The following is a 10,669-nucleotide window of genomic DNA, read 5'->3' as shown; positions in this document are numbered from 1 at the left end:
GCTGCTGCCGGCCGCCGACTTCACCCAGGTACCAGAGGCCGGCCACTTCATCGCCCTGGAACGACCCGACGTCCTGGCCGACCTGCTCAACGCGGCGGCATAGGCATCACACAACCGCAGCGGTCACCCCCGATCGGGGGTGTCGCGTCGGGGGAGCCTCGGTCGACCATGTGCTCGAGAAGGCGTCGTGGCAGGCAAAGGAGCAGCACATGACGGATATCCAGATCGAGTGCGACGTACCCGCGAAGATGCGTGACGGCACGGTCCTGCGCGCGGATGTCTACCGGCCCGGCGGCAGCGGACCGTGGCCGGTCCTGCTGAGCAGGCTGCCGTACGGGAAGCAGACGGCCCTGGCGATAGCGGTGCTCGATCCGCTGGCGGCGGCACGGCGTGGCTTCATGGTGGTCCTCCAGGACACCCGCGGCCGGTTCGCCTCCGAGGGTGAGTGGGAGCCGTGGACGCACGAGGAGAACGACGGGTACGACACCGTACGGTGGGCCGCCGCCCTTCCCGGCTCGAACGGCTCCGTCGGCATGATCGGCGCCAGCTATTTCGGCCACACGCAGTGGATGGCGGCGCTGTCCAAGCCGCCGGAGCTGAAGGCGATCGCGCCGATGGTCGCGTGGTCCGATCCGGACGACGGACTGTGGACGCGTGGCGGCGCGATCGAGCTCGGTATCACCGCGCCCTGGACCCTCATGATGGGCGCCGACGCGCTGATGCGGCGGCACGCCACCGACCCCGCCACGCTGGTCGGCAGCCTCGGCGGGCTCGTACAGGATCTCGACGGCCTGTCCGACGGCGGCTACGGCGAACTGCCCGCCGGGCACTTCCCCACGTTCGCCCGGCACGGCCTTCCCGAACTGGGCTACGAGCGGTCCCGGCGGGAGCCCGAGTGGGCGCGGGTCTGCCGGGTCGCGGGCCGGCACGACGAGGTGGACCTGCCCACCTTCCAGGTCGGCGGCTGGTACGACATCTTCACCCAGGGCACGCTCGACAACTTCACGGCCATGCGCCGGGCCGGCCGGTCCGCCACGCTGGTCATGGGGCCGTGGAGCCACGCCAACCAGCAGCACGTCATCGGCGACGTCAACTTCGGGTTCGCCGCGAACTTCGCCTTCATGGGCATGCGCGGCCCCCTGCACGGCCTTCAGCTCGACTGGTTCCAGCGCACGATCGGCGACGGCGAGCCGCTGGAGCCGGACACCGGCCAGGTGCTGCTGTTCGTCATGGGCGTCAACCAGTGGCGCGAGGAGACGGAATGGCCCCTGTCACGAGCCGTGGACACGGACTTCCACCTGCGACCGGACGGACGTCTGACCCCGGAGCCGCCGTCCGCCGACGAGCAGCCCGAGGAGTTCGCCTACGACCCGATGGACCCGGTGCCCACGACCGGCGGGGCGCTCTTGCTGACGGAGGACTTCCGTCCCGGGCCGCTCGACCAGAGGGACGTGGAGGCGCGCGAGGACGTCCTGGTCTTCACCACCGAACCGCTCGCCGAGGACGTCGAGGTGACCGGCCGGGTCCGGGTGGTGCTGTTCGCCGCCACCGACGGGCCGTCGACCGACTGGGTCGCCCGACTGTGCGACGTCGACGAGCACGGTGTCTCCCGCAACGTGACCGACGGCATCGTGCGAGTTCGTGAAGCGACACCGGGTGAGCCCGCCGAGCACGTCGTGGACCTGTGGTCGACGAGCATCGTCTTCCGGGCAGGCCACCGCATACGGGTCCAGGTCACCTCCAGCAACTTCCCGCGCTGGGACCGCAACCTCAACACGGGCGAACCCGAGCGGAGCGCGACCGCGGCGCGGGTGGCCCGGCAGCGGATCTTCCACGACGCCGGCCGGCCCTCCCGCATCGTCCTGCCGGTGGTCCCGGGCTGACAGGAAGCGGCGGGGCCGGCCGAGCGGTTGGGCCGCGCCGCCGGGGGCAGCGTTCTCCCGGCGGCGCCTGGCCGTCGGCGATCACCGGTTACCAGGAGGCCAGTGAACCGTCGGTGTTGCGCCAGACGGGGTTGCGCCAGCGGTGGCCGCGTTCGGCGGCGGCGCGGACCGCGTCCTCGTCGATGGTGATGCCGAGACCGGGTGCGGTCGGGCGGTCGATGTAGCCGTCGCGGAACGTGAAGGGTGTGGTGTCGGCGAGGTAGTCCAGCAGGCCGCTGCTGTCGCCGTAGCCGATGCCGAGCGCCTGTTCCTGGATGAGGAAGTTGGGGATGGCGAAGTCGAGTTGGAGGCTCGCGGCGAGGGCGATCGGGCCGAGCGGGCAGTGCGGGGCCACGAGGACGTCGTAGGCCTCGGCCATCGCGGCGATGCGACGGGTCTCGGAGATGCCGCCGGCGTGGCTGATGTCGGGCTGGGCCACGGCGATGCCGTCGGAGAGCACCGAGCGGAAGTCCCAGCGGGAGTAGAGCCGTTCGCCGGTGGCGATGGGGATGGAGGTGGAGCGCACCACGGAGCCGAGGTCCTGGGAGAACTCCGGCAGCACTGGCTCTTCGACGAAGAGCGGCAGGAGTGGTTCCAGGAAGGGCAGGACGCGGCGGGACATCGCCCCGCTGAACCGGCCGTGGAAGTCCAGCGCCAGGTCGCGGTCCGGCCCGATGGCCTCGCGGACCGCGCTCACGCCGGCCACGATGGCGTCGATCGCCGCGGGCGTGGCGAGTGGTTCCAGCTGGCCGCAGGGGTTGAGCTTGACCGCGGTCATGCCCTTGGCGACCTGCGCGGCGGCCGACTCGGCCAGTTCCTCGGGGGTTTCGCCGCCGACCCAGCCGTAGACACGCACCCGGTCGCGCACATGGCCGCCGAGCAGCTGGTGGACCGGGACGCCGTGGGTCTTGCCCGCGATGTCCCACAGCGCCTGGTCGATTCCGGCCAGGGCGCTGTTCAGGACGACTCCGCCCCGGTAGAAGCCGCTCTTGGCGAGCACCTGCCAGTGCTCCTCGATGCGGGCCGGGTCCTGGCCGAGGAGGTAGTCGAACATCTCCTCGACACAGCGGGCGACCGTGTGGGCCTTGCCCTCGACTATGGGCTCGCCCCAGCCGGAGATGCCCTCGTCGGTGTCGACGCGCAGGAAGAGCCAGCGCGGTTCGACGAGGAAGATTTCGTATCCAGTGATCTTCATGGGAGGGACCTCCGGGTCCTGTGCTGTGTACGGCCTGGTGCGGGGCCGAGGCTTGGTGAGGGGTGAGGGGTGAGGGGTGAGGGGTGAGGGGTGAGTCGGTCGTGGCCGTGGCGGGCAAGGGCCTCGGCCCGCTCGGTGGGAGAGGTGTGGGAATGAGGGGAGCAGGGCCGGTGCGGGCCTGCGACGCCGGAGTGGCGGCGGTCGGGCCGTTCCCGGAGCGGGCGGGGGTGTTCGCCCGGAGCGGGTGAGCCGGTGACCTACTCCTGGGAGCTGATGCTGCGGCCGCCGTCCACGAGCAGGTTCTGGCCGGTGACGAAAGCGGCGTCCTCGGAGGCGAGGAAGGCGACGGCGGCGGCGATGTCCTCGGGGACTCCGAGCCTGCCGACGGGGGTGCGCGCGGCGGTCCGCGCCTTGTACTCCTCGGGCACCTCGGCCCACAGGGCGGTGACCACGGCTCCTGGAAGGACGGCGTTGAACCTGATCTGGCCTCCGTACTCGACGGCCAGCTGGCGTACGAGAGCGTCGATCCCGCCCTTGGCGGCCGCGTACGCGGGGAAGCCCTTGAAGCCGATGGCCGCGTGCACGGACGAGGTGATCACCACCGCGCCCCTGGCCGTTCTCAGCAGGGGTACGGCGGCCCGGACTCCGTAGAACACGGAGTCGAGGGAGAGCCGCAGCTGGTCGTGCCAGCAGGTGTCGTCCAGTTCGTGGGCTGCTCCGGACACGTTGCGACCGGCGTTGAGATGGAGCACGTCCAGGCGGCCCGTCCAGGACTGTGCCTCGGCGACGGCCGCGGCCCACTCCCCCGGCGAGGTGACATCGAGGCGTCGGTCCCGCGCTTGTCCGCCCCCTGCGCGGATCTCCTCGGCCACGCGCTGGGCGCCTTTGTCGTCCACGTCGGTGACCATGACGGACGCGCCCTCGGCCGCCAGCCGGTGGGCGGTGGCCGCCCCGATGCCGGAGGCGGCCGCGGTGAGCAGGGCCGTACGGCCGGCGAAGCGCGCCGGTGCGGCGACGGTCATGGCGTTCCTCCTGCTTCTGCCGGTCTGGCCGTGGAGCCGCGCAGCATCAGCAGCGGCTCGGTCGGAACGACGACGTCTCCTGTCGGCTTGCCCTCGATGGTGGCCACCAGGGCGTCCACCGCGGCGGTTCCGAGCTCGTGCAGGGGCATCGCGACGGTGGTCAGCGGGGGACTGAGGTGCGCGGCCACCGGCAGGTCGTCGTTGCCGACCACGGAAATGTCCTCCGGGATCCTGAGGCCGAGGTCCCTGATCGCGGCCATGGCGCCTATCGCCTGGGCGAGCGAGCTGGTGTAGAGGGCGGTGACGGGTGGCCGCCCGTCACTGTCGGCGGGGCGCAGCAGTTCCCGTGCGGCGGACCCGCCGCCGTCCTCGGTGAAGTCGCCGGACGCGACGGGCGCCCTGTCCAGCCCGAGGGTGTCGGCGTGCTCGAGAAACGCCTTCTTGCGGACCTCGCTGGGGGTGATTCCGGGGGGACCCGCGATGTGGCCGACCGCGCGGTGACCGAGGCCGTGCAGGTGGTCGAGTGCCGTCACGCTGGAGCGGGCGACGTCCATGGTGACGTTGCGGCCGGATCCCTCCACCGAGCGGTTGAGGAAGACATGGGGGACCGCGCTGCGGCCCAGTGCCTCCAGCAGGGGGTGACCGGGGCGGGCCGAGGCGATGAGCAGTCCGTCGACCCTGCCTTCCTGGACCAGGTCGTGGAAGGACTCGTCGGCCTCCTGCCCGTCGAAGTCCTCGGCCAGCAGGGAGAGATAGCCCAGTTCACGGGCCCGCTGGTAGGCGCCGCGGGCGATGGTGACGTACGTGGGGTTGGCGAGGGCGGGGATCAGCAGGGCCAGTGCGTGGGTGCTGGCCCCGGCCAGTGCCCGGGCCCCGGAGTGGGGCCGGTAGCCGAGCGCCTCGGCGGCCTCGTGGACACGTCGGCGCGTCTCCGGCCGTACGGAAAGGTCCTGGCGGCCGTTGAGCACCTTGGACACGGTGGCCTTGGAGACCCCGGCCGCGTGTGCCACATCCACGAGCTTGGCCCGGACGGGCTGTTCCGGCACGTGCTCCCCCTCTTCCGACTGACGCGTTCTGGCCACTTGACACTTTCTGGAAACGCAACTTAACGTTCGCGAAAGTTTCAGTCAACCGGTTTCCTCGGACGGGAATAAGCGATACGTCCGAGCAGAAGCCACGAAACCGGTCATATCGATATCGCTAGATGTCGGCCACAGTTGACTCCCCGTCAGCAGCGGCCGAGGAGTCACCCCCGGGCTCACCGCGCACGCGACCACCGTCGCACTCGCGGTCCCCTGGCACCTGTGCGCGCACTGTCCACGCAGACAGCCGCACCCGGTTCAGGGCATCTCGCACCACCCCGAGCAAGCCGGTGCACCACCGGCCCCCCATGCTCGCCCGCTCGCTTCTCACGGCAGCCCCTCATGCCGCCATGGACTCCGCCCTACGTTCCGCAGCCGCCGTACGTCCCCGCAGCCGCGCACCTGTCGCGACCGCGCACGTCCCGCCACGAAAGGCAATCACCATGCCCATGTCCACGTCCCTCGACAGACGGCGCTTCCTCGCCCTCTCCGCCGGAACCGCGCTCGCCGCCACCGGTGTGTCCGCCTGCGCCGGCTCCGTCAGCAACGGCACGGGTGGATCCGGGGGCGGCAAGACGACGCTCACCGTGATGACGGTGCAGAACGAGTGGGACAAGAAGACCCTCAAGGCCGCCGAAGAGGCGCTGGGGATGAACCTCAACGTCATCATCTGGGACGCCACCAAGCTCAACGCCATGCTGGCCGCCAAGAACCCGCCGGACGTGGTCCGCGGCTTCGGCGCGACCGAGACCCCGTACTTCGCGACCCGCGGCCTGATGACGGACCTGGACCCGTACTTCGCCAAGAGCTCGGTGCTGAAGGACTCGGACCTCGACCCGGTCAACGACGTCTGGCGCTACGACGGCAAGAAGCAGGGCGCCGGACCGCGCTACGGCATGGCCAAGGACTACTCGCAGGACTCCATGTTCTGGTACCGGACCGACATGTTCGAGGCCGCCAAGCTGGACGCGCCCAGCGCGACCGAGCCGGTCTCCTACGACGAGTGGCTGGACCTGGGCGAGAAGCTGGTCAAGCGCCGCCTGGGCAAGGTGAAGGTGTACGGCCTGAACGCCACCGGCATGGGTGTCTTCCCGCAGCTCATGGGGATGACCGCGTCGGCCGGCGGCAGCCTCTTCGCCGAGGACCTGGCCACGGTGGACTTCTCCTCCCCCGAAGCGCTCAAGGCGCTGCAGTGGTACCTGGACTACGCCAAGGCCGACATAGGCCCGAACGTCGTCAACCCCAACCCGGACGGCTGGGACGGCCCCACCTACCAGGCCAACCGGATGGCGATGAGCTGCAACGGCTACTGGTTCGGCGGACTGATCGGCGCCGACGCCAAGCTCGCCGACGTCTCCCGCTTCGCGCCCGCCCCGCAGTTCGGCGGCACCCGCGTCAGCTCCTGCTTCGGCGCCACCGGCTTCTGGATCCCGAGGGACGCCAAGAACAAGGACGCGTCCTGGAAGTTCTTCGAGTGGTACTTCGGCGGCAAGCCCGCCCAGGAGCGTGCGGCCAGCGGCTGGGGCATCCCCTCGCTGAAGTCGCTGCGCGCGAACATGCCGCAGACCAGTGCCTTCCAGAAGCAGGCCTTCCAGGTGCAGGAGCAGGAGCTGCCGCACTTCTCCGTCCTCAGCTTCACCCCGTACGCCCAGCAGGCCGCCCTGGAGGGCGTGCTCAGCAAGGTCCTGCCGGGTGCCGTGAAGTCCGGGACGTCGGCGGGCAAGGTCGCCGACACGCTCAACTCCCGGATGAACGAGGCGCTCGCCCAGGGCAAGGAGCTCGTGGGGTGAGCACCGATCAGATCACCGCGTCGGGCGCGCCGTCTCCCTCCGGGGAGCCGGCCGCCCGGCCCGGGCCCCGCACCCCCGCGCACGCCGGACGCCGGCGCACCTCGCTGACCACCCGCCGGGCCCTCTCCTTCTATGTGTTCGCCGGACCCTGGGTGCTGGGCTTCCTCACCCTGACGGCCTTCCCGCTCGGTTACGCGCTGTGGCTGAGCCTGACCAACTCCGACGGACTGTCTAACAACTCCCGCTTCGTCGGCCTGGACAACTACCGGGAGGTCCTGACCGATCCGGAGACGATGTCCTCGCTGGCCCGCACCGGCGTCTTCACCGCGATCACCGTGCCGCTGAGCATCGCGGCGGGGCTGCTGCTCGCGGTGCTGGTCAACCAGCCGATCCGGGCCCGCGGCCTGTTCCGCACCCTGCTGTACCTGCCCGCGGTGGTGCCGCCGGTCGGTGCTGCCCTCACCTTCAAGCTGATCTTCGACCGGGACTCGGGCGCCGCCAACGGTGTCCTCGACGCCCTGGACATCAACGGCGTGGCCTGGCTGATGGACCCCTACGCCCGCTGGGTCCTGATCACCCTGATGCTGTGGGGCTGCGGCAACGCCATGATCATCTCGCTGGCGGGGCTCCAGGACATCCCCAAGGAGCTCCACGAGGCCGCCCGCATGGACGGGGCGAACGCCTGGCAGTCCTTCCACAAGATCACCGTCCCGATGCTGTCCCCGGTGCTGTTCTTCCAGGTCATCACCGGCATCATCGCCGCCGTACAGAGCTTCCTGCCGCTGCTGATCTCCCTCGATCCCACCCCCAGGGGCGTCTCGGCCGTCCCCGAGGGCAACTACCTGTTCATGATCCACGTGTTCGCCCAGTACTTCGCCAACGGCCGCTACGGATACGCCTCGGCGATGCTCTGGGTGCTGTTCCTGATCATCGTCGCGATCACCTTCCTCGTCTTCAGGCTCAGCAGGGGCGCGGTCTTCTACTCCGTCGCCCCGGAGCAGGACAGGCCTTCCCGGCCGCGCACGATCGGAGGCAAGTGATGGTGTTCCCCCGCAGAAGTGCCGTCTACGTGTTGCTGGTCGGCGCCGTGGTCCTCTTCCTCGGTCCGTTCGCCTGGCTGCTGGACACCGCTCTGAAGGCTCCCTCCGAGCTGCGCGCGCTGCCCATCCACTGGTGGCCGCACCACCCCGGCCTGGGCAACTTCCGGGACGCCCTGACCGAGATCGACTACCTCGGCTATGCCCGCAACTCCCTGATGATCGCCACCCTTTACGCCGTCCTGGTCACCCTGGCCTCGGCGTGGGCGGGCTACGGCTTCGCCCGTCTCCAGGCGCCCGGCAAGCGGCTGGTCTTCTCCGTTCTGCTGTCGACGATGATGCTGCCGCAGGTCCTCACCCTCATCCCGACCTATCTGCTGTTCGCCAAGATCCACCTCACCAACACCTATGTGCCGTGGGTGCTGTGGGGTCTGTGCGGCGCCCCGTACCTGATCTTCCTGTTCCGGCAGTTCTTCTCGAACATGCCCAAGGAGCTGGAGGAGGCCGCGATCGTGGACGGCTGTGGGCAGATCCGCATCTTCTGGCGGATCTTCCTGCCGCAGTCCTGGCCGGTCATCGCCACCAGCCTGATCCTCTCGTTCAGCTGGACCTGGGGCGACTACATCGCGCCGGCCCTGCTGCTGGACGACGCCCACACCACGCTCGCGGTCAAGCTCGCCTACGGCTACGTCAACGCGCACGGCTCGCCGCTGCCGAACCTGGTCGCCGCGGGCGCCGTGATGTACGTCGTGCCGGTGCTGGCGCTGTTCCTCATCGTGCAGCGGGGCTTCGTCACCAGTGCCGCAACCTCCGGGCTCAAGTGATCCCTCGACACCGGCGTACGCGCTGATCCGCCCCCGCCGACGCACCTCCGATCCGCGTCACCGACGCACCCGCCAGTAAAGGAACCCGCATGACCGACACCCAGGGAATCCTCAACTCCCCCACGGCGGTGGGGTCATGACGGAGCGTCCCGCCCTCACCCCGCAGCTCGGCCGGACACGGGTCATGGCCATCCTCAGGTCGGCCGACGCCTCCGGGCTGCCCGCCGTGGCCCGGGCCCTGGCGGCCGGCGGGGTCAGCTGCCTGGAGATCACCCTCACCACCGCCGGAGCGCTCGACGCGCTGGCCGCCGTCCGGGAGGAACTCGGCCCGGAGGTCGCGGTCGGCGCGGGCACGGTGATCACCGGCGAGCAGGCCAGGGATGCCCTGGCGGCGGGAGCGGAGTTCCTGGTCGCCCCTGTCGTGGACACCGACGTCATCCGGAACGCCGCCGACCGGGGCATCCCGTGCTACCCGGGCGCCTGGACACCGACCGAGGTGTCCCAGGCGTGGGGTGCCGGCGCCGCCGCCGTCAAGCTGTTCCCCGCGGGCACGGGCGGCCCCGCCCATCTGCGCCACCTGCGGGCCCCCCTGCCCGACATCCCCCTCGTCGCCGTCGGCGGTGTCGGCATCGACGAGGCACGGGACTACCTGGACGCGGGCGCCTGCGCGGTCGGTATCGGCTCCCCGCTGCTGCGTGGGGCGGACCGGGACCCGACTCCGCAGGCCCTGGACGCCCTCACCGCGAGGGCGCGCACCCTGCTGGACGCGGTCCGGGCCACCGCGCGGGTCGGGGAGGCGAGCGCGTGAGCGTCTCCTCACCTCCGTCCGGCGAGCCCTACCTCGTCACCCTCGGCGATGTGCTCGCCGTCATGGCCGCCCGGGAACCCGCCCCCTTCGGGCTCGGCACGACACTGCGCCTCGGGATCGCCGGCGCCGAGTCCAACGTCGCCATCGGGGTCTGCCGGCTCGGCGGAACCGCCACCTGGATCGGCCGGGTCGGCGACGACGAACTCGGCGACCTCGTCCTGCGCGAGTTGCGGGCCGAAGGGGTCACCACCGTCGCCGTCCGCGACCCCGCCCCCACCTCCCTGCTGCTGAAGGAACGCCGCACCTCCACCCACAGCCGTACGCGCTACTACCGCACCCACACGGCCGGAGCCCGGCTGACCGCCGACGACATCCCCGAGCACGTCGTCGCGGGGGCCGCGGTCCTGCACATCACCGGTATCACCCCGGCGCTCGGGGAGGGCCCCGCCGCGGCCGTGACCCGGGCCGTGGACATCGCCGCCGACGCCGGCGTGACCATCTCGCTGGACGTCAACTTCCGTTCCCTGCTGTGGAGCGAGGCCGAGGCCCGGGCCACCCTGTTGCCCCTGCTGCGCCGGAGCGACCTGGTCTTCGCCGGACCGCACGAGGCCGCGCTCGTGGTGCCCGACACCGACGGACCGGAGGAACTCGCCAAGGGCATCTGCGACCTGGGACCCGGCGGGGCCGTGATCAAGCTCGGCGCCGACGGGGCGTACGCCCTCCTCGACGGACTGTCCTACCGGCAGCCCGCCGTACCGGTCCGCGTGCACGACACGGTGGGCGCCGGAGACGCGTTCGCCGCCGGCTACCTCGCCGAACTGCTGGCGGGCGAGCCCCCGGAACAGCGGCTGCGGACAGCGGCCCTGCTCGGCGCCTTCGCGGTGAGCACCGCAGGCGACTGGGAGGGCCTGCCCCGGCGCTCCGAACTGGGACTGCTCGACCACCACGACGACATCGTCCGCTGAGACCTTCTCCACCCGCTCCGCCCC

9 protein-coding genes and 1 pseudogene are annotated in these 10,669 nt (G+C 71.0%); 7 read left to right on the top strand and 3 right to left on the bottom strand.

The window, feature by feature from the left end:
* Positions 1 to 103 (top strand): annotated as a pseudogene (locus AB0D34_RS40160) (alpha/beta hydrolase); the annotation flags it as partial.
* Between the two features lie 106 nt (positions 104 to 209).
* Positions 210 to 1,883, top strand: coding sequence for a CocE/NonD family hydrolase (locus AB0D34_RS40155; RefSeq protein WP_362671364.1), 1,674 nt, complete (start codon positions 210 to 212; stop codon positions 1,881 to 1,883).
* 88 nt (positions 1,884 to 1,971) lie between these two features.
* Here the strand turns inward: AB0D34_RS40155 and dgoD are convergent, their stop codons facing one another.
* From dgoD to AB0D34_RS40140, 3 genes are all read right to left on the bottom strand, one after another.
* Entirely contained in the window at positions 1,972 to 3,117 is a 1,146-nt protein-coding gene (gene dgoD / locus AB0D34_RS40150; protein ID WP_362671362.1) for a galactonate dehydratase, read from the bottom strand.
* Between the two features lie 257 nt (positions 3,118 to 3,374).
* Positions 3,375 to 4,139 (bottom strand): SDR family NAD(P)-dependent oxidoreductase, encoded by a 765-nt coding sequence (locus tag AB0D34_RS40145; RefSeq protein WP_362671359.1) that lies wholly within the window; start codon positions 4,137 to 4,139, stop codon positions 3,375 to 3,377.
* Positions 4,136 to 5,185 (bottom strand): LacI family DNA-binding transcriptional regulator, encoded by a 1,050-nt coding sequence (locus tag AB0D34_RS40140; RefSeq protein ID WP_362671357.1) that lies wholly within the window; start codon positions 5,183 to 5,185, stop codon positions 4,136 to 4,138. Before AB0D34_RS40140 ends, AB0D34_RS40145 begins: the two co-directional genes overlap by 4 nt.
* Positions 5,186 to 5,664: 479 nt before the next feature.
* On the opposite strand from AB0D34_RS40140, the gene AB0D34_RS40135 reads away from it, so the two are divergent.
* The 5 genes from AB0D34_RS40135 (at position 5,665) to AB0D34_RS40115 (ending at position 10,645) form a co-directional block, all read left to right on the top strand.
* On the top strand, positions 5,665 to 7,011 hold the full coding sequence (locus tag AB0D34_RS40135; RefSeq protein WP_362671355.1) for an extracellular solute-binding protein: 1,347 nt from the start codon (positions 5,665 to 5,667) through the stop codon (positions 7,009 to 7,011).
* Positions 7,008 to 8,051 (top strand): sugar ABC transporter permease, encoded by a 1,044-nt coding sequence (locus tag AB0D34_RS40130; protein ID WP_362671353.1) that lies wholly within the window; start codon positions 7,008 to 7,010, stop codon positions 8,049 to 8,051. Before AB0D34_RS40135 ends, AB0D34_RS40130 begins: the two co-directional genes overlap by 4 nt.
* The gene (locus AB0D34_RS40125) at positions 8,051 to 8,872 is read left to right on the top strand and encodes a carbohydrate ABC transporter permease (RefSeq protein WP_362671351.1); all 822 of its coding nucleotides are present in this window, start codon (positions 8,051 to 8,053) and stop codon (positions 8,870 to 8,872) included. Before AB0D34_RS40130 ends, AB0D34_RS40125 begins: the two co-directional genes overlap by 1 nt.
* A gap of 136 nt (positions 8,873 to 9,008) precedes the next feature.
* Entirely contained in the window at positions 9,009 to 9,680 is a 672-nt protein-coding gene (locus AB0D34_RS40120) for a bifunctional 4-hydroxy-2-oxoglutarate aldolase/2-dehydro-3-deoxy-phosphogluconate aldolase (RefSeq protein ID WP_362671349.1), read from the top strand.
* Positions 9,677 to 10,645 carry a sugar kinase gene (locus AB0D34_RS40115; protein WP_362671347.1) on the top strand — a complete coding sequence of 323 codons (969 nt, stop codon included), beginning with the start codon at positions 9,677 to 9,679 and terminating at the stop codon, positions 10,643 to 10,645. Before AB0D34_RS40120 ends, AB0D34_RS40115 begins: the two co-directional genes overlap by 4 nt.
* Positions 10,646 to 10,669: the final 24 nt, after the last annotated feature.

This window comes from Streptomyces sp. NPDC048420 (assembly GCF_040651535.1).
Lineage (GTDB): Bacteria > Actinomycetota > Actinomycetes > Streptomycetales > Streptomycetaceae > Streptomyces.
This window is presented reverse-complemented; position numbering and strand designations above follow the sequence as displayed.

Excerpts from the sequence above, each read along its gene's own strand:
- AB0D34_RS40125 (WP_362671351.1), top strand. The coding sequence starts at position 8,051 with ATGGTGTTCCCCCGCAGAAGTGCCGTCTACGTGTTGCTGGTCGGCGCC.
- AB0D34_RS40135 (WP_362671355.1), top strand. The coding sequence starts at position 5,665 with ATGCCCATGTCCACGTCCCTCGACAGACGGCGCTTCCTCGCCCTCTCC.
- AB0D34_RS40120 (WP_362671349.1), top strand. The coding sequence starts at position 9,009 with ATGACGGAGCGTCCCGCCCTCACCCCGCAGCTCGGCCGGACACGGGTC.
- AB0D34_RS40145 (WP_362671359.1), bottom strand. The coding sequence starts at position 4,139 with ATGACCGTCGCCGCACCGGCGCGCTTCGCCGGCCGTACGGCCCTGCTC.
- AB0D34_RS40155 (WP_362671364.1), top strand. The coding sequence starts at position 210 with ATGACGGATATCCAGATCGAGTGCGACGTACCCGCGAAGATGCGTGAC.
- dgoD (WP_362671362.1), bottom strand. The coding sequence starts at position 3,117 with ATGAAGATCACTGGATACGAAATCTTCCTCGTCGAACCGCGCTGGCTC.